Source organism: Sulfitobacter sp. PR48 (assembly GCF_028807335.1).
In the GTDB taxonomy this organism is placed as follows: domain Bacteria; phylum Pseudomonadota; class Alphaproteobacteria; order Rhodobacterales; family Rhodobacteraceae; genus Sulfitobacter.
On the sequence record NZ_JARAMM010000006.1, the window covers coordinates 105,254 to 123,601 of the forward strand.

Annotated in this window: 18 protein-coding genes; 13 read left to right on the forward strand and 5 right to left on the reverse strand. The window is 61.7% G+C overall.

What is annotated here, in order from left to right:
* Nucleotide 1: 1 nt before the first annotated feature.
* From PVW51_RS09805 to PVW51_RS09835, 7 genes are read left to right on the forward strand one after another with little or no spacing between them, the layout of a single operon-like run.
* Entirely contained in the window at nucleotides 2–733 is a 732-nt protein-coding gene (locus PVW51_RS09805; RefSeq protein WP_274574835.1) for an ABC transporter ATP-binding protein, read from the forward strand.
* Nucleotides 730–1,440, forward strand: a complete 711-nt coding sequence (locus tag PVW51_RS09810) for an ABC transporter ATP-binding protein (protein ID WP_274574836.1) — start codon at nucleotides 730–732, stop codon at nucleotides 1,438–1,440. Before PVW51_RS09805 ends, PVW51_RS09810 begins: the two co-directional genes overlap by 4 nt.
* Nucleotides 1,437–2,300 (forward strand): branched-chain amino acid ABC transporter permease, encoded by an 864-nt coding sequence (locus PVW51_RS09815; protein ID WP_274574837.1) that lies wholly within the window; start codon nucleotides 1,437–1,439, stop codon nucleotides 2,298–2,300. The genes PVW51_RS09810 and PVW51_RS09815 overlap by 4 nt, the downstream gene beginning before the upstream one ends.
* On the forward strand, nucleotides 2,301–3,347 hold the full coding sequence (locus PVW51_RS09820) for a branched-chain amino acid ABC transporter permease (RefSeq protein ID WP_274574838.1): 1,047 nt from the start codon (nucleotides 2,301–2,303) through the stop codon (nucleotides 3,345–3,347).
* Entirely contained in the window at nucleotides 3,347–5,104 is a 1,758-nt protein-coding gene (locus tag PVW51_RS09825) for an FAD-dependent oxidoreductase (protein ID WP_274574839.1), read from the forward strand. Before PVW51_RS09820 ends, PVW51_RS09825 begins: the two co-directional genes overlap by 1 nt.
* A gap of 14 nt (nucleotides 5,105–5,118) precedes the next feature.
* Complete coding sequence (locus PVW51_RS09830; RefSeq protein WP_274574840.1) at nucleotides 5,119–5,997, forward strand: intradiol ring-cleavage dioxygenase; 879 nt, start codon at nucleotides 5,119–5,121, stop codon at nucleotides 5,995–5,997.
* Between the two features lie 20 nt (nucleotides 5,998–6,017).
* The gene (locus PVW51_RS09835) at nucleotides 6,018–7,100 is read left to right on the forward strand and encodes an alpha/beta hydrolase (protein ID WP_274574841.1); all 1,083 of its coding nucleotides are present in this window, start codon (nucleotides 6,018–6,020) and stop codon (nucleotides 7,098–7,100) included.
* Nucleotides 7,101–7,109: 9 nt separating this feature from the next.
* On the opposite strand, the gene PVW51_RS09840 is transcribed toward PVW51_RS09835, so the two are convergent.
* From PVW51_RS09840 to PVW51_RS09855, 4 genes are all read right to left on the reverse strand, one after another.
* Nucleotides 7,110–8,306, reverse strand: a complete 1,197-nt coding sequence (locus PVW51_RS09840; RefSeq protein ID WP_274574842.1) for a CaiB/BaiF CoA transferase family protein — start codon at nucleotides 8,304–8,306, stop codon at nucleotides 7,110–7,112.
* Entirely contained in the window at nucleotides 8,303–9,085 is a 783-nt protein-coding gene (locus PVW51_RS09845; RefSeq protein ID WP_274574843.1) for a CoA-transferase, read from the reverse strand. The genes PVW51_RS09840 and PVW51_RS09845 overlap by 4 nt, the downstream gene beginning before the upstream one ends.
* Nucleotides 9,082–9,891 carry a CoA transferase subunit A gene (locus PVW51_RS09850; RefSeq protein WP_274574844.1) on the reverse strand — a complete coding sequence of 270 codons (810 nt, stop codon included), beginning with the start codon at nucleotides 9,889–9,891 and terminating at the stop codon, nucleotides 9,082–9,084. Before PVW51_RS09850 ends, PVW51_RS09845 begins: the two co-directional genes overlap by 4 nt.
* A gap of 114 nt (nucleotides 9,892–10,005) precedes the next feature.
* On the reverse strand, nucleotides 10,006–10,761 hold the full coding sequence (locus PVW51_RS09855) for an IclR family transcriptional regulator (protein ID WP_114277565.1): 756 nt from the start codon (nucleotides 10,759–10,761) through the stop codon (nucleotides 10,006–10,008).
* Nucleotides 10,762–11,148: 387 nt separating this feature from the next.
* On the opposite strand from PVW51_RS09855, the gene dctP reads away from it, so the two are divergent.
* The 4 genes from dctP (at nucleotide 11,149) to PVW51_RS09875 (ending at nucleotide 16,161) form a co-directional block, all read left to right on the forward strand.
* Nucleotides 11,149–12,162, forward strand: coding sequence for a TRAP transporter substrate-binding protein DctP (dctP, locus tag PVW51_RS09860; protein ID WP_269364654.1), 1,014 nt, complete (start codon nucleotides 11,149–11,151; stop codon nucleotides 12,160–12,162).
* Between the two features lie 11 nt (nucleotides 12,163–12,173).
* Entirely contained in the window at nucleotides 12,174–14,135 is a 1,962-nt protein-coding gene (locus tag PVW51_RS09865; RefSeq protein ID WP_274574847.1) for a TRAP transporter large permease, read from the forward strand.
* A 48-nt stretch (nucleotides 14,136–14,183) separates the two neighbouring features.
* Nucleotides 14,184–15,359, forward strand: a complete 1,176-nt coding sequence (locus PVW51_RS09870) for an FAD-dependent oxidoreductase (RefSeq protein ID WP_274574848.1) — start codon at nucleotides 14,184–14,186, stop codon at nucleotides 15,357–15,359.
* 61 nt (nucleotides 15,360–15,420) lie between these two features.
* A complete protein-coding gene (locus PVW51_RS09875; RefSeq protein ID WP_274574849.1) occupies nucleotides 15,421–16,161 on the forward strand; it encodes a GntR family transcriptional regulator in 741 nt (246 codons plus the stop codon).
* A 58-nt stretch (nucleotides 16,162–16,219) separates the two neighbouring features.
* On the opposite strand, the gene PVW51_RS09880 is transcribed toward PVW51_RS09875, so the two are convergent.
* Entirely contained in the window at nucleotides 16,220–17,098 is an 879-nt protein-coding gene (locus PVW51_RS09880) for a LysR family transcriptional regulator (protein ID WP_274574850.1), read from the reverse strand.
* Nucleotides 17,099–17,207: 109 nt separating this feature from the next.
* Here PVW51_RS09880 and PVW51_RS09885 point away from each other — a divergent pair, with 109 nt between their 5' ends.
* Both PVW51_RS09885 and PVW51_RS09890 read left to right on the forward strand, forming a co-directional pair.
* Entirely contained in the window at nucleotides 17,208–17,579 is a 372-nt protein-coding gene (locus PVW51_RS09885) for a VOC family protein (protein WP_269364662.1), read from the forward strand.
* Between the two features lie 3 nt (nucleotides 17,580–17,582).
* Nucleotides 17,583–18,263, forward strand: a complete 681-nt coding sequence (locus tag PVW51_RS09890) for a glutathione S-transferase family protein (RefSeq protein WP_274574851.1) — start codon at nucleotides 17,583–17,585, stop codon at nucleotides 18,261–18,263.
* The last annotated feature ends 85 nt before the right edge of the window (nucleotides 18,264–18,348 follow it).

The following is an 18,348-nucleotide window of genomic DNA, read 5'->3' on the forward strand; positions in this document are numbered from 1 at the left end:
CATGGCGGACAACGGCCCCCTTTTGTCGCTTGAGGGCGTGACCAAACGTTTCGGCTCCCTCCTGGTGGCCGATGCGGTCACGCTTGATTTGCCGCGAGGGCAGGCCCTGGGCATCATCGGGCCGAACGGGGCCGGCAAATCGACCCTGCTCAACCTGATTGCGGGCAATCTTGCGCCGGATCAGGGACAGATCAGGCTGAACGGCCGGGACGTCACCGGGACCAGCCTGACCCAGCGCTGTCGCATGGGCATGGGACGGGCGTTCCAGATTCCGCAGACGTTCTCGCAATTGACGGTGTTCGAAACCCTGCTTGTCGCGGCCTCTCAGGGCCGCGGCATCAGCGAAAGCGAGGCGGCGGAAGACTGCGTTTCGATTTTGGAACGGACCGGTCTGCTGGATCGCGCCAATCAGGTTTCAGGCTCTTTGAACCTGCTTCAACGCAAGCGGCTTGAACTGGCCCGGGCCCTGGCCACGGGCCCGGACCTTCTGCTGCTGGACGAGATCGCGGGCGGGTTGACCGAGGCGGAATGCACCTCGCTTGTCGCAACGATCAAGGAGCTGCATGCGGGCGGCACCACCATCGTGTGGATCGAACATGTGCTGCATGCGCTCAATTCGGTGGTCGAGCGGCTGATCGTTCTGGATTTCGGGCGCGTCATTCAGGATGGCCCCCCCGACACGGTCATGGCCAGCCGCGAGGTTCAGGAAATCTATCTGGGGATCGAAGCATGAGCACGCTTCTCGAAACATCCGGCCTGACCGCCTTCTACGGCGATTTTCAGGCACTTTACGGTGTGGATATGGCCCTGGCCGAGGGCGAGACCCTGGCCGTCATCGGGGCGAATGGTGCCGGAAAATCGACGCTGATGCGGTCAATCGCCGGGTCGGTGCGGCAGGCGCCCGGGATGATCCGCCTGAATGGCGCGCCCATCGGCCATCTTTCGGCAGACCGCGTGAACGGCGCAGGCATCACGCTGGTCCCGGAGGGGCGCAGGCTGTTTCCCTCGCTCACTGTCGAGGAGAACCTGCGGATCGGGGGCTGGCGCAGCGATCGCGCCGGTCCCTGGACGCTGGAGGAGGTCTTTGGCCTGTTCCCGGTCCTGAAAGAAAGACGCGCCAACCCCGCGCTCGCCCTGTCGGGCGGGCAGCAGCAGATGGTCGCCATCGGGCGGGCGCTGATGTCGAACCCCAAGGTGCTGTTGTGCGACGAGATCAGCCTTGGCCTCGCGCCTGTGGTAATCCGCGACATCTATGCGGCGGTGCCCTCGATCCTCGAACGCGGCGCGAGCCTGATCATTGTGGAACAGAATATCGAACAGGCGCTTGGCATCGCGGACCGGGTCTATTGCCTGATGGAGGGGCGCGTCACGCTGGAGGGCCGCTCGGGCGAGATCGACCGCGCCGCCATGCATGACGCCTATTTCGGGGTGCAGGCATGATCTGGGTGGATACATTGGTTCAGGGCATCCTGCTGGGCGGCCTTTATGCACTTTTCGCAGCGGGGCTGAGTCTTGTCTTCGGGATCATGCGGGTGGTGAACCTGGCGCATGGCGATCTGATCGTGATGGCGGCCTACCTGATCCTCGTGCTGGTCACGGCGCTTAACCTCAGCCCGTTCGTCGCACTTTTGCTGGCGGCCCCTCTGATGTTCGGGGTGGGGTGGTTGTTGCAGCAGATGGTCCTGAACCGCACCGTCGGCGCGAACGTGCTGCCGCCGCTTCTGGTCACATTCGGCCTGTCGGTGGTGATCCAGAATGCGCTGCTTGAGGGGTTCAACGCCGACAGCCGCCGGATACCGGCAGGATCGCTTGAGATCGCGTCTTTCTCGGTCGGGCCAATCACCATCGGGGTCATGCCGGCGCTGACCTTTGCGACCGCCATACTCGTGACCCTGGCGCTGCAACTGATCTTCTACCGCACCGCACTTGGCCGGGCCTTCCGCGCCACCAGCGACGATCCCGACACGGCAAGTCTGATGGGCATCCGGCCCGGCAATATCTTTGCCGTTGCCACAGGTCTGGGCATGGTCGTGGCGGCCATTGCCGCGCTCTATCTGGGCATGCGGGCCAATTTCGATCCGACCATCGGCCCGGCGCGGCTGATCTATGCCTTCGAGGCCGTGATCATCGGCGGGATGGGAAGTTTGTGGGGGACGCTGATCGGCGGCATCGTCATCGGTGTTGCCCAGACCATGGGCGCTGCGATCAACCCCGAATGGCAGATCCTGTCGGGCCATCTGGCCTTTCTGTTCATCCTTCTGGTGCGTCCGCGTGGCCTGTTTCCGGCAGGGGAGCGCTGAATGCGGTATCGTGTACAAACCGGTCACGGATCAAGCTGGGTCGTAGCACTTGTTGTGCTGGTGATTGTCATCGTCTTTGCCGCGCTGCCTTTCTTCGGATCGCGCAGCCTGATGCAGGACCTGTTTTTCGTCTTTACCATGCTGACGCTGGCGCAGTTCTGGAACCTGCTTGCCGGATACGGCGGCCTGGTCAGCGTCGGGCAGCAGATGTTCGTCGGGGCCGGTGCCTATGGCGTCTTCGCGGCCGCAATCCTTTGGGGGATCAATCCCGTCGCGGGGCTGGCGGTTTCGGCCCTGGCGGCGCTGGTGCTCGCGCTTGTCTCTGCCGTTTTTGTCTTTCGCCTGAACGACGCCTATTTCGCCATCGGGACATGGGTGGTGGCCGAGGTCGCCCGGCTGAGCTTTGCGCAATGGAAAGCGGTTGGCGGCGGCACGGGCACATCGCTCCCCCGCGAGGCACGCCGGAACATGTGGGGCACGGAGTGGGTCGAAGAGGTGACCGGCCTGCGCGCGGCGGCGGCGATGGACGTCGTGTCATATTGGCTGGCGCTTGGCCTCGTCGTGGCGACCATCGGCGGCATCTACTGGCTGATGCGGCGCAGGACGGGGCTGGCGCTGGCGGCGATGCGCGATAACCCCCAGGCGGCGGCCTCGGTGGGGTTGGACGCAAGGCGGATCAAGCTGGCGGTCTACGTGATTTCGGCGGTGGGTGCTGGGATCGCGGGCGGGATGATCTTCATGCAGAACGGAAGGGTGTCACCGGACAGCGCCTTTTCGGTGATCGACTGGACGGCCTATGTTATCTTCATTGTGGTGATCGGTGGCATCGGAACGATAGAGGGGCCGATCATCGGCGTGATCATCTTTTTCCTGCTTCAGTCACTGCTTGCGGATCTCGGCACCTGGTACCTGATGGTGCTGGGCTTTCTGGGCATCCTTGTCATGTTGTTTGCCCCGCGCGGATTGTGGGGGCTGATCTCCGGACGGACGGGTTTTGCGCTGTTCCCGATCCAACGCCGTTTGAAATTGAAAGAAAGGGAAGACTGATGGAAACCGAATACAAGACGGATGTCCTGATTGTCGGAACCGGGCCTGCGGGCGGCGCTACAGGTGCGCTGCTGTCGAGCTACGGGATTTCGAACATGATGATCAACCGCTACCGCTGGCTGGCCAATACGCCGCGGGCACATATCACCAACCAGCGCACGATGGAGGTGCTGCGCGATCTGGGCCAAAGCGTCGAGGAAGAGGCCTATCTCCACGCAACTTCGCAAGAGCTGATGGGCAACAATGTCTTTTGCGAAAGCCTCGCCGGGGAGGAACTGGGCCGGATGCGCAGCTGGGGCACCCATCCCGAAAGCATGGCCGAGCATCTGCTGTCCTCGCCCTGCCGGATGAACGACCTGCCCCAGACCTTCATGGAGCCGATCCTGTTCAAGACCGCCTGTTCCCGTGGCTCCGAGACGCGGATGAGCACCGAGTATCTATCGCATGAACAGGATGCCGACGGGGTCACCACGACCTGCCGCGACCGGCTGACGGGGCGGGAGATCAGGATCAGATCGAAATACCTGGTCGGTGCCGATGGCGGCAATTCCGCCGTGGCCGAGCATCTGGGCCTGCCGTTCGAAGGCAAGATGGGTGTCGGCGGGTCGATGAACATCCTGTTCCGCGCCGACCTTTCGCACCTTGTCGCGCACCGCCCCTCGGTTCTTTACTGGGTGATGCAGCCGGGTGCGGATGTGGGCGGCATCGGCATGGGACTGGTCCGCATGGTCCGTCCCTGGAACGAATGGCTGATTGTCTGGGGCTATGATATCAACGAACCCGCACCCGATGTGACGCCCGAATTCGCGCAGGGTGTTGCGCGGCAGCTTGTCGGCGATCCCGAGCTTGAGATCGAACTGCTGAGCGCGAATGTCTGGACGGTGAACGACATGTTCGCCACGCATATGCAGAAGGACCGGGTCTTTATCATGGGCGATGCCGCACACCGGCATCCGCCCTCGAACGGTCTGGGATCGAATACCTCCATTCAGGATGGTTTCAACCTTGCCTGGAAGCTGGCTGCGGTCCTCAAGGGGCAGGCGGGGCCGGGGTTGCTTGAGAGCTATTCGGAAGAACGCGCGCCGGTTGCACGCCAGATCGTCACCCGCGCCAACAAGTCGATTGGCGAATTCGGGCCGATTTTCGAAGCGCTCGGCATGGATGGCGGGGTAGATCCGGAGAAGATTCAGCGGAACATCTCCGCGCGCGCCGATGCCTCCGACGCCGCCGAAGCGCAGCGGGCCGCCCTGCGCAAGGCCATTGAACTGAAATCCTACGAGTTCGATTGTCACGGCGTTGAGATGAACCAGCGGTATGCCTCCAGCGCCGTGGTCACGGATGGCCAGCCCGAGCCTGCATTCGAGCGCGATCCTGAGCTGCACTACCAGCCCACCACATGGCCCGGCGCGCGGTTGCCCCATGTCTGGCTGTTCGCCCGCGATGGCCGCAAGCTCTCGACACTCGACATTTGCGGACACGGACGGTTCACCCTTCTGACCGGGATCGGCGGGGATGACTGGGCGGAGGCCGCAGGGCAAATCGCCGATAAACTGGGGCTCCCGCTTGATGTTCATGTCATCGGGCCGCGCCGCGATTACGAGGACCACACGGGCGACTGGGCCCGCGCCCGCGAAATCCGCGACAACGGCTGTGTTCTGGTCCGTCCGGATCATCATGTGGCCTGGCGCAGCGAGACCCTGAGCGGCGATGCCGCGCAGGATCTGCGGCGGGTGCTCACTTCTATTCTGAACCGATGATAGGGAGGCAGCAGATGCCGAAGGACAGCAACGCCTATTTCACCGAAGAGAGCTCGGTCGAGGTTGTGACAAGCCGCAATGCCGAGGCCGGGAACGAACGGCTGGCGCAGGTCATGAACGTCATCATCCGCAAGCTGCATGAGGCGGCGAAAGAGATCGAGCCGACGCAGGATGAATGGCTGAAGGCGATCATGTTCCTCACCGAAACCGGTCATATGTGCGACGAGTGGCGGCAGGAATTCATCCTGCTGTCGGATGTGCTTGGCGTGTCGATGCTGGTCGATGCGATCAACAACCGCAAACCATCGGGCGCATCGGAATCCACGGTGCTCGGGCCGTTCCACGTGGATGGCGCGCCCGAGCGGGAGCTGGGTGCGAACATCTGCCTGGATCAGAAGGGCGAGCCGATGCTGGTGCGGGGCCGGATCCTGGACCTTGAGGGCGCGCCGATTGCAAATGCCAGGATCGACGTCTGGCAGGCGAACGACGAAGGCTTCTATGACGTGCAGCAAAAGGGCATCCAGCCTGATTTCAACCTGCGCGGCGTGTTCCGGACAAATGACAAGGGCGCTTACTGGTTCCGGGGCGTGAAGCCGAAGTACTATCCGATCCCGGACGACGGCCCCGTCGGCAAGATGCTGGGAGCGCTTGGCCGCCACCCCTATCGCCCGGCGCATCTGCACTACATCATCGAGGCCGAGGGGTTCGAGACCTTGACCACTCATATCTTTGACCCGGACGATCCCTATATCGAAACCGATGCGGTCTTTGGAGTGAAGGACAGCCTGATGGCCAAGTTCGCGCTGATCGAGGCGCCTGACCGGATCACGAAAGCCGGATTCGACACGCCGTATTTCGAAGTCGTGCATGATTTCGTCCTGTCCCGCACCTGACCCCGGCGTAAGGACCTGTGATGACCCGATCGTTTCGGCCCGCTGAGCTTCATGCGCGCTCAACCGAGGACCTGCAGCTTGCGGCGCATGGGTTCTTCTGGACCGGGGCGCAGACCGTCGATCTGCCGGCGGGCAAGGCCCTGCGCGGTCAGATGTATGTGGAATACTGGATACCGGCGGACCTGCGCCATCCGCTGCCGTTGGTGATGATCCACGGCGGTGGCGGGCAGGGGACCGATTTTCTCGGAACGGCTGACGGCAGCGAGGGCTGGATGCACTGGTTCGTCCGGCGCGGTTATGCCGTTTACGTGGTGGACCGCCCAGGGCATGGACGGTCGCCGCATCATCCCGCGGTGCAGGGCGAGATGGGTCCGCCTCCGGTCGCGGGCATGATCGAGAAACTGTTCACGCGGCCCGAAGCCTATCCCGATCAATATGCAACCGCCGCACTGCATGACAAATGGCCCGGCAGCGGGCAGTTGGGGGATCCGGCATTCGATGTCTTTTTCGCCGGTGCGGGCCCCATGGCCGCCGATATGGAACAGAGCCACCGGGATTGTCAGGCCGCCGGGGCGGAACTGCTGGACCTGATCGGGCCTGCGATCCTGCTGACACATAGCGCAGGCGGGCCGACCGGCTGGCTGATGGCGGACGCGCGCCCGGACCTTGTGGCGGGGATTGTCGCGGTCGAGCCGCTGGGCCCGCCCTTTGCCGAACGGGGCGGCGGGCGGCTTTTCTGGGGGATTACTGCTGCCCCCATGACGTTTGATCCGCCTGCCACGCGGCCCGAAGATATCGTGACCGAGGTGCGGTCCGCCCCCTTCGAAGGCGCCGTTCCCTGCCACCTACAGGCAGAACCCATCCGCCGCCTGCCCAACCTTTGCGGTTTTCCGATCGTGGTTGTCACGGCGGAGGCCTCCTGGATGTCGATGGACAATCACGGCATGGTCGATTTCCTGGCGCAGGCCGGGGCCGATGTGGCGCATATGCGGTTGGAGCAGCATGGGGTTCACGGCAACGGCCATGCCATGATGCTTGAACGCAACAGCAGCGGGATCGCGGCCCTGATTGCGGGCTGGCTGACCGACAACGGCCTTTCGTGACTGAGATCTTCAGTCTGTCTTGTCGGGTTTGATCAGCGCGTCACCAAAGCTCTCGGCGTCCAGACCCAGCTCATCCATCACCTCTGCACCATGTTGGGCAAAGGCAGGCGGCTTGCGGTCGTAGCGCGCGGGGCTGCGGGACAGTTTGATCGGACTGCCGGTGCCGCGATAATCCTCGATGTCCACCACCATCTCGCGATGCCGTGTATGTGGATCGGCGATTACCTGATCAATCGAACGCACCATGCCGCAGGGCACCCCGGCCTTGAGCAGATCATCCGCCAGTTGGGCGCAATCATGTTTGGCCATGGCGGCCTCAAGTTCAGCCTTCAGCGCATCGCGGTTCTGGTTGCGCGCGCTGTTGTCGGCAAAACGGGCGTCTCCGGTCAGGGCTTCGCGCCCGATCATCTGGCAAAGCGTGGCGAACTGGCGGTTGTTCCCGACAGCCAGGAAGATCGGATCCGTTCCGGTGGCGAAAGTGTCGTAGGGCGTGATGTTGGGATGGGCGTTGCCCGAACGTCCGGGCACCTTGCCCGACAGGTAATGGTTGGGCAGATGTGGATGCAGCAGCGAGAACCCGCAGTCGTAAAGCGTTGTTTCAACGAACTGACCCTTGCCGCTGCTGTGGCGTTCGTTGATGGCCATCAGGATGCCGATCACGGCATTGAGGCCGGTGGTCATGTCGACGACGGGCAGGCCCACACGCAGCGGCTGACCACCCAGCTCTCCGTTGACGCTCATGATCCCGGCAGAGGCCTGAATTGCGGCGTCGTAGCCTGGCATGCCGCCCAGCGGGCCGTCCGCGCCGAAGCCGGACACGCGGCAATGGACAAGGCGCGGAAACCGGCGCTCGATTTCCTCTTCCGACAGGCCCCAACGATCCAGAGTGCCGGTCTTGAAATTTTCGATGAAGACGTCTGCGGTCTCAAGCAGCTTGCCCAGCAAGGCCTGACCGGCTTCCTGGCGCAGGTCGATGGCCATGCCGCGCTTGTTGCGGTTGACGCCGATGAAATAGCTTGCCGCATCATCCTTGAAGGGGGGGCCCCAGCCCCGCGTTTCATCGCCCGAGGGCGGTTCGACCTTGATGACATCCGCGCCATGGTCGGCCAGGATCTGTCCGGCATAGGGGCCGCCCAGCACACGGCTGGCATCAATCACGCGAAGACCGGCAAGGGCGCCGGACGGGGACGTCTGAGCTTTGGTCACGCGGTGGCCTTTCTGTCGGTGGTCTGGATGCGCGCGCGCAGTTCGGCGGCGAATGCAGGATAGGTTTCGGAAAGTTCGTCCATCACGCGGCTGCGCAGCAGCTGCAGCGTTGCCGCGTCGGGGCCGGGGGTCGTGGCCGGATCGGGGTCGTGGTCGAAGGCAAAGCCCGTCGCCGCTGTCACCTCTTCCAGCGTATGGTCGGGGTGAAGCGACGCCAGACGGAAGCCGCGCTTGTCCTTGTCGAAGTCGAACAGCGCCTTGCCGGTCAGCAGCGCATAAGGTCCGCCGGGGCGATAGACACCGGGGTCGCTGGTGCCGGGGGTCGAGATGAAGTCGACCTTGTCGACGAAGACGCGCGGGCTGTGTTCCTCGCGATAAAGGATCACACGGGGCACCACATAATAGAGATAGCCCGATCCGAAACTGCCGGGCCAGCGCGGCGCGCTGCGTGGATAATCGCCAACTCCGACCAGATTGATATTGCCGTGCCGGTCGATCTGGCCACCGCCCAGAAAGAACGCGTCGATCCGGCCCTGTCCTGCGGCATCAAAGAGTTCGGCAGAGCCATTGGTAAAGAAGTTATGGGCCTCGGATCCGAGGACAGAGATCCTGAGCGGCGGTTCGCCTGCGGTGTCGCGCAGGGCGCGCGCCAGCATGGCACCGGCAGCGGGTACGGGTGAGGCCGCGCCGACGGCGACGCAGCGGCACCCGTCAAGCAGACCGGCGACTGTGCAGATCAGGATCTCGCGCGGGGTGGCGGGGGACATGTCGTGGCTCATGCCATCACCTTCGCCTTGTTGGCGCCGATATAGTCGGCAAAGCCGTCATCGCTGCGAGCGGCTTTGGCGTAGCGCGCGATCTCCTCCTGATCGGTGGGGTATTCGCCCCACAACCCATAGGGCCAGGCACCTTTTTCAGCTATGGCGATATCGGTGACGTAAAGCCCCGGCAAGGTCCCGGCGGCCAGCGTTTCGTCATCAAGCAGGCGCTTGTCCACGATCCGTTCGACGGTGACCAGGGTCTGGCGCGCGGCATAGGCCATTGACGCGAGTTCACGACGCCGGCCGATCCAGACATTGCCCTCGCGGTCGGCCATCGGGGCGTGGAAGATCGCGGTATCGGGGTGGATCGCGGGGATCAGCACGATGGGATCGGGTGTTTCGGATGTCGGGTTGTCGATCACGGTCCAGTCGGGCCGGTTGCGCAGCAGGTCGCTGCCGATCAGCCCGCGCATCGGCATGAAAGGAACGCCCTTCTGTGCGGCCATAAGGCCCGCATGTATCGCGGGGCAGGTGGCATCGCGCAGGGCGATGCTGCCTTCCCTGACGGCGGCATTGAAACGTGGCGCGCCCCCGGCTTCACCGAGGCTCACGGCGCTTGTCTCGACCGCGCGGACCTGCCCGGCCCCGATCAGCATATCCGCCTGCATCCCGCCGGTGGGCACGCAGATCAGCGTCAGGTCCGCTGTGCCGATTTCGATCAGCGCGCGGGTCATCGCCATGGAGACGCCGGCATAATCTACAGGAACCGCAACGGTGCTTCCCGATGCGATTTGCGCGGCCAGTCTGTGCACGTCGGTCGACATGGGTGTACCTCTTCGTGATGAGAAACCTGTGTGTTCCATATTATGAACCACTGTTCCAAAGTTACAAGAAGGCGCAGATGTGTCAATCTGGTCGCACATGCAGACCGGAGGCGGTCAGCTGTCGCCGAAGTATCCCAGGCTGGCGGAAGCGTCTTTTGCTGCGGAAACGACATGTTGCGAATACTCGCGCAGATGTCGCGTTTTCAGTCTGACATCGGGGCCAGAGATGCCGATGGCACCGGCCAGCCTGCCGTTGGGTCCCAGAATCGCGCAGGCGCAGGCGGCGATGCCGTCGCGCCATTCCCCCTGCGGCACAATTGCGTATCCCTGGCGCCTGATCTTGTCCAGGTCGGCGCGCAGATCTTTCAATCGGGTCCGCGTCGTTGCTGTGAAAGCGGTCAGTTCGGGGCCGAGCACATCCAGATAGGCGTCTGGCATCTGCGCAAGCATCGCCTTTCCCGTGGCCATCGTATAGGCCGGCGCGCGTGCGCCGATGCGGGTATGGGCGCGGACATGATGGTTGGTTTCGATCTTGTCGATATAGACCACGTCCTGACCCTGCAGAATGGAGAGATGCACGGTTTCATGCGTCAGCTCGGCCAGTCGTTGCATGGCGGGGCGGGCGGCGCTGACCAGATCCACGCGGCGCAGCACGCGCAATCCCAGCTCCCAGATCTTGATGGTCAGCTCATATGTGCTTTGATGCGGCACCTGCTGAACAAAGCCATTCGCCTGGAGCGTCGCCAGCAGGCGGTGAACGTTGCTCTTGGTCAGTTCCAGTTCAACGGCAAGATCCGTGACGCCACGCGGGCGGTCACTGTTTGCCAGCGCCTCGATCAACCGAATGCCTTTTGTGAATGCCTTGTCCATTTCTGAAACATCCATCGGCTGACAGGAAAACGCAATGACCCTCGCCCAGGGTGGCCCCGATTGTTCGCCGAGGCAGTTGAAAGTGTTCTGCAATATGGAACAGAGTATTCTAATTTGATACGACCTGCGCGATTATGACATAGTATGTTGTTTTTAAACCATATAATTCGTTTGACAGAGTGGTTTGGAGTATTGCATTTTGCATACAAGACTTGAGTGAATAGGAGGCGCTCAGGTTTGTCGCGGTCTGCGTCACCGGCAATCACGCTCAATGACGAGGGTCGCAGGTCGCGGTCCGGCCTCAGGTTTGGCTGGACGTCGGCCGCATGCACCGCACGCGCGGGCATCGGGTTACGGGACGGTCCTGTGACCGCTGGAGGAGAAAACATGAAATATTCTGGACGTATCATATCGTCGGTTCTGGTTGCGACTATTTCCCTGGCGATGGCCGGCGGAGCGCAGTCCGAGGAAGCCCTGCGCTTTGCATCGGGACAGCCGAACGACAGCCCGCTTTATCAGCTCACCTACAAAAAATGGGTGGACGCCATCAATGAAGAGGCGGCTGGCGAACTGACCATCACCAATTTTCCGCCGCCGTTTGCGGATGCGACAAACACTTGGGAACGCGTTGTTCAGGGCGTTGCAGACATGGGGGTCGCAGGGCTTCCGATCTCGGGTATTCCGCTGAAACGGACGCTGGTGACCACGCTGCCCTCGACGGATGTGACCGACATGAAGGCCGCCTCGATCGCGCTGGCGGAAACCTATGAGAAAGGCCTGCTCGACCCCTCTCTGGATGAGGTCAAGATCCTGGCACTTTACACGGTTCTGCCGACACGTTTCTTCAGCCGTGAACCAATCTCGGATGTCGAACAGCTCAAAGGCATGAAGGTTCGCGCCCAGGACGCCAACATGGTGATGGCGATGGACAAGCTCGGTGCAGCGGCGGTCTCGATCCCCTTCTCCGAAGGCTACCAGGCGATTTCACGCGGTGTGGTTGAGGCCTCTTCCGGCAATGAGATCACCCAGTATACCTACAAGTGGTCCGACTATCTCAAGCATGGGATCGAAGACATCACCTTTGGCATGACACCCTTTGCGATCATCATGAACAAGGAAAAATACGAGGGCCTGTCTCCGGAGATGAGAGCCATCGTCGACAAGCATTCCGGCATGGCGCTGACCGAGATGCTGGCGATTGGACAGACCGGTATCCAGAAAAAGTTCTCGGACGAAATGGTGGCTGACGGTCGGCTGACCTGGCACAAGCTGTCGCCCGAGCAATACAAGATCTGGAAGGATGCAATTGCCCCGGTTGTCGAGGAATGGCTCAAGAAGGGTGACGGCGTGCAGGAAACCTATGACGCCTTCATGGCAAGCTACAAGGCAGCCGCGAAGTGAGCGAGGCGACCATGACAATTCCGACCAATGTGCGCGACCGTCATGTCGAACTGTACGGATCGGAACATCATGGTCGCCAGATCGACGGGCTGCTGGCCCGCATTGATACCAGATTGGCCGGGTTCAACCGGCTGATCGCACTGGTCGGGGTTGTCGCCATCCTGGTCACAGCGCTGATCCAGACACTTGATGTGATCGTGATGCGGGCAATCTTCAGCTCTCCGCTCACCGGCATCAACGAGATCTTTTCCACGGTCTTTCCCGTTTCCATCGCCGCTGTGCTGGCGGCTGGCCTGTCACAGCGCGCGACGCTGGAAGTGGACATGATGGCGGGGATCCTGTCGCCCCGGGCAGTGCGCTACCTGCGCGGGATCGGTGCGGTGCTGTATCTGGGTGCGCTCGTCCTGATCTTCTGGGGCGTGACGCTGCAGGCGCAATCGACCTTGAACAGGGGAACCTACACGATCCTGAATGAAGTTCCGGTCGGTCCCTTCTATGCTGCTGTTGCCCTGTTGTTTCTGCTGACCATCCCGACCCAGCTGGTTGTCGCCCTGCGCCTCGCGCTTGAAACACATGCGCGCTGGCCGGTTGCGATTGCACTGGTCTTTGTGCCCGGCGTGCTGATCCTGGCCTTCTTCACCTGGATCGCGTTGAGCTTTGGGGCCTATTTCATGGGCAACATGGTTGCCTCGATGCTGGCCATCGTTGCCCTGATCTGGGTGCTGATCTTTACCTTTGTCCCGGTTGCCGCCACGCTGACGCTTTGTTCGATCCTGGGGGTCGCACTGATCTTTGGCGTCAAAGGTGCCGTTGCCACGCTTGGCAGTGAAACCATGACCCTGCTGTCGAGCTATGACATCGCCGTGGTGCCGTTCTTTCTGATCATGGGCGGTCTTGCTGTCCGGTCCGGCATGGCGGCCGACATCTACAACTTCGCCTCCGCGCTTTCAGCGCCGTTCCGCGGCGGGCTCGCCCTGGGCACCATCGGGGGATGCGCGGGCTTTGGCGCGCTGACCGGATCCTCGGTCGCCACCGTCGCCACCATTGGCAAGGCCGCTTTCCCGGAAATGAAGAGCCGTGGCTATTCGCCCCTTTTGTCGAGCGGTGTTATCGCCGCCGGTGGCACGCTTGGCCAGCTTGTGCCGCCCTCCACCGTCGTGGTCATCTATGCGATGATGACCGAGCAGTCGATCGGGCTGATGTATGCGGCAATCTTCGTGCCCGCCCTGATCACGATCATGCTCTATATCATCGCCGTTTTTCTGTTCCTTGCCATTTCGCCCAACAGCGCGCCTAGCGAGGCCAGCTGGGACGCCCGCGAGATCCTGCGCTGCGGATGGCGGGCGCAGCCGGCTGTCATCATGTTCGTGGTCATTTTTGGCGGCATGTTCGCCGGTATCTTCACGGCAAGCGAAGCCGCCGCCGTCGGCGCTGTCTTTGCGGCCCTCGTGCTGGTGCTGCGCAAATCCTACCGGTTGCGCGACACGCCCGAGATCGTGGCCGAGGTGACATCAACCACCTCGATGATCTACATGCTGATGATCGGTGGTTTTGCCTCGACCTTCTTCTTTTCGGCCACCGGCCTGCCGGAACTTGCCGCGCGCTCCATTGGCGGCCTGCCGGTGCCGGGCTGGGTCGTCGTATCTTTGATCTGCCTCGCCTTTCTGGTGATCGGAACGATCATGGATTCGATTGCCGTGATGATGGTGACGGCATCGGTCACCGCCTCCATCGTGTCGTCGCTTGGATACGATGTCATCTGGTGGGGTGTGGTCATGGTGGTGATCGTGGAACTGGGGGTCATCACGCCGCCCTTCGGCCTGAACCTCTTTGCTCTCAAGAGCGTCGCACCCGAGATCACGATCCGGCAGATCTATGGCGGGGTCCTGCCCTTCGTGGCGGCTGATATTCTCAAGCTCGTGCTGCTGATCGCCTTCCCGGCGCTGGCGCTCTGGCTTCCCTCTCTGATGTGAGGATGCGGTGCCGCCCGCATCACGACCAGGAAAATCGAAAGGTCTGGAATGAAAGAGTCTGTAATCATCGTTGGCGGCGGGCCCGTCGGTCTTTTGACAACGCTAGGCCTGGGTCAGAAGGGCATCGACGTGACCGTGCTCGAAGGGGAAAGCCGACCCAGCGACAGCCCCCGCGCCCTGGCATATCCGGCCCCGATCCTTGAGCATTTCGACAATCTGGGCATCCTTGAGACCTGCAAGACTCTCGGCATTGTCAAAACCGCGGTGGACTGGCTGGTCCATGACACCGGCGAGATGCTGCACATGAGCATGGACTGCTTGAAGGAGGTTTCGGATTATCCGATGAGCCTTCACCTGGGACAGGACAAGATCGCCCTGGTCGTTCTGGAAAAACTGGCGGAGTTGCCGAATGTCAGCGTCCGTTTCTCGGCCAAAGTGAAAGACATCGTTCAGGATCAGGCCGGGGTGCGGGTGACGCTGGATGACGGCGCCGACGAAGAAGTTGTCGAGGGCAATTGGCTGGTCGGCTGCGACGGTGCGTCGAGCCTGGTGCGTGAGCGCGTGCTGAAGACCAACTTTTTCGGCATCACCTGGCCCGAGCGGTTTGTCGCAACAAACATCTACTTTGATTTCGAAGCCGAGGGCTACACGGCGACGACATTCCAGGTGGATCACGACAACGGTGCGGTGATCGTCAAGATCGACCCGGAAGGGCTGTGGCGCTGCACCTATATGGAAAGCGAAGCGCTTCCGGTCGAGACAGTGGGCGAGCGGATTGCCGACAAGTTCAAGACGCTGCTGCCGGGTGACGGGGCCTGGACGCTGAAACAGCATTCGCCCTACCGGATGCACCAGCGCTGCGCCGATACGATGCGGGAGGGGCGGATCCTACTTGCCGGGGACGCGGCGCATATCACCAATCCGACCGGCGGGCTGGGGCTGACCAGCGGTGTTCTGGACAGCATGGCGCTGGTCGAGGCTCTGGGGCAGGTGATTACCGAGGGTCGCGACAGCGCCATCCTGACCGAATATTCGGATGACCGTCGGCGCAAGTTCCTTGAAATCGCATCGCCGCGGGCATCGCTGAACAAGCAGATTGTCTTTCACATGGGCCCCGGACATCAGCGCGACGAATGGCTCGGTTACATGCGCCGCGCGGCCCAAAACCCGGATATGCTGCGGCAGATGTTCTCCTTCTCCGAACAATTGGTAAGCCGCTTCTGATGCGGTCCGGTGGCGTTATATCCATTGTGACGGCGGGCGGCCTGACCACAGGATGCTTGCCATGAGCTTGGGCATTGCATACGAAAAAGCGAACAGGCGGAAGGAAAAGGCCAGCGTGGACGACAGCGGACGACGGGTTTTGGATATCAAGCGCAAGCCAACCGTGCATCTGGTTGCGGACCGCCTTCGCGAAGCCATCATCGAAGGTCATTTCGCAATTGGCGAGCCGTTGAACGAAGCGCAGCTGGCGCAAGAGTTCAACGTCAGCCGCACGCCGCTGCGCGAAGTCTTCCGTATTCTTGAGACCGAACGCCTTCTGAGTGCCGAACCCTATCGCGGGGTGCGTGTGTTCACCATGGATGACGAAGAGACCGAAGAAATCACCGCCTTTCGTATCCATATTGAGACCGTCGCCCTGCGCGAGGCTGCACGGCTGGCCAAAGAACCACTGCTTGCCGATCTGCGCGAGGTGACGGGGAGGATCGAAAAGGTTGTATCTGCCGGGCAGCGGGATCTTTTTGCGGCACTCGATACCGAATTTCACGATGTCTTTGTGGCCCATGCGGGCAACCGTTATATCGGGCGGGCATTCAACCTCTTCCGCTGGCGGTTTGCGGCGCTGCGCCATCTGCTCAAGCAAGATGAGCAGATTCTGGAACGCTCGTGCAATGGCCACCGGCAGATCATCGAGATGGTTGCGCAGGACCGCATCGACGATGCCTGCGAAATCCTGCGGGATCATATTCAGAACGGCAAGAAGCGGTTCATGCAAAGCCTGAAAGAGGCGCATCCGCAGAAATAATCACCGGCACGTCATGGGCCGGTTCTCCCGCCGCGACACATCCGGTGATCCCGGTTTTCTATGACCGCTTCCAGACCGGGTCGTGCCGGAAGGAATTGGAGAGAAACCCCATCAGCAGGGAGATCCGTCGCACCGCCCGCAGGTCAGGATGTGTCAGTATCCAAAGGCAGTTTGGCGGCGCTGATGTATAGGTAAAGCACCGCGTCAGATCAGGCCGCCGCATGTCGTCGGGCAAAAGCGCCACGCCGTGGCCGCCTGCCGCAAGGCTGGCAATGGTGGTGAGATCGTCGCAGCGAATTGTCGTCAAGGGCTGTCCACCGGACAGGATGCCCGCATAGGCCTGATGATGGGCCAGCATGCCCGCGGGCGCCACCAACCTGTGCCGCGTCAGATCTGTCTCGTCCTCAAGAGGGCCATGCGCCTCCAGATAGGAAGGTGCCGCGTAAACGGCCCAATCAATATTCAAGATCCGCCGCCCCCAGAGATGATCCGGCGGCGCATGGGCCACACGCAGGGCAACGTCCGCGCTGCGGTTGGACATGTTCATTTCCTGATTGGAGACCAGCAGTTCGATCAGAATCTTGGGATGCGCTTGCGCAAATTCGGCCAGATACCGCACAAGCACCGTGTCGGAAAAGCTGCGCGGCGCCGTCAGACGGACAGTGCCTTCGGCGCTTTCATCCCGACCCGCGATCCGCCTGTCGATCTCTTCGAAAGACCGGGAGATGCCACCGCTGATCTCCAGCATTTCGGCACCTGCATCGGTCAGCACATAGCGGCCCTTGACGCGGTCGAACAGACGGGTGCCGATCTGGTCTTCCAGGGCAGACATATGCCGGAACACCGTCGCATGGCTGACACCGATATGCTCTGCCGCCCTGACAAGGGAGCCGGTCTCGCAAACAGCGCGGAAAACCTTGATCGCGTTCCAGTCCATAGGTTCATTTCAAATTTGCAATGCTTGATGGCAATCATGGCTATCGAATGAAAATTTGCAACATTCTATCTGTGAGGCTTCCAATAGACGAGACATATGGAGGTTCAAAATGATTGGATATACGTCCCTTGGTACTGCTGATCTGGCACGCGCGACCGCGTTTTATGATCCGTTGCTGGCCGAACTGGCGGCAAAACAAATCATGGCATTCGACGATTTCATCGTCTGGGCCAACGCAGACGGCGGCCCCGCGTTCTCGATCCATGTCCCCGAAAACGGAAAGCCCTATTCTGTCGGCAATGGCGTGATGGTCGCCCTTGTGGCAAAGGACAGCGCTCAGGTCGATGCGATCCATGCCAAGGCGCTGGAACTGGGGGGAAGCGATGAAGGCAAGCCGGGGTATCGTGCGGAGGGGTTCTATGCGGCCTATTTCCGCGATCCTGACGGCAACAAGCTCAACATCCACCATATGGCGGGCTGAGCGATGCCCGAACAACGCTACAAGATCGTGGGGCACAGATTGTGCCCCTACGTTCAGCGGGTCGTCATCACGATGCTTGAAAAAGATATCGCCTTTGACCGTCTGGACATCGACCTGGACAACAAGCCGGACTGGCTGCAGGAGATTTCGCCTTTTGGTCAGGTGCCGGTCTTCCGGGCCGGTCCCGACGACTGGTTGTTCGAGTCCGGCGTGATTGCCGCGTTCCTGGACGGCAGTTCGCGCGGCGGTCTGCTGCCCGGTGACCCGCTTGCACGGGCGCGGCATGAGGCGTGGATGTCTTATGCGGATGGCATGCTGAATATTGTCGCCCGCATCATCTACCGCGATGCCGACGCCACGGCGGTCAGACGTTCAATGGCTGACCTGACAGAGCGTCTGGACATCGTCAATGCACGCTTTGCACCGAAGGATTACTTTGCAGGCTCTGATTTCGGTCTGGTCGACGCGGTCTTTGCAACGCTGTTTCGCTACTTTCCCGTGCTCGACATGCTGTCGGAAGTGACCCTGGGCGACAGGCTGCCCGGCACCCTGGCAACCTGGTGGGAAACAGTGCGCGCCCGCCCGTCTGTATCCGCAGCCGTGCCCCGCGACTATGAAGCCGAACTCGGGCGATTTATCGCTGGAAAGCAAAGCCATGCCGGACGTGTAATGGCGCAGCTTTGAACGCGACCCCGGGATGTTTTTCTGACGCAATCAAACGCGGCGAGCCCTGCGCGAAGGCAAGTCCTGTCGGTCATGCCTTCGCCAT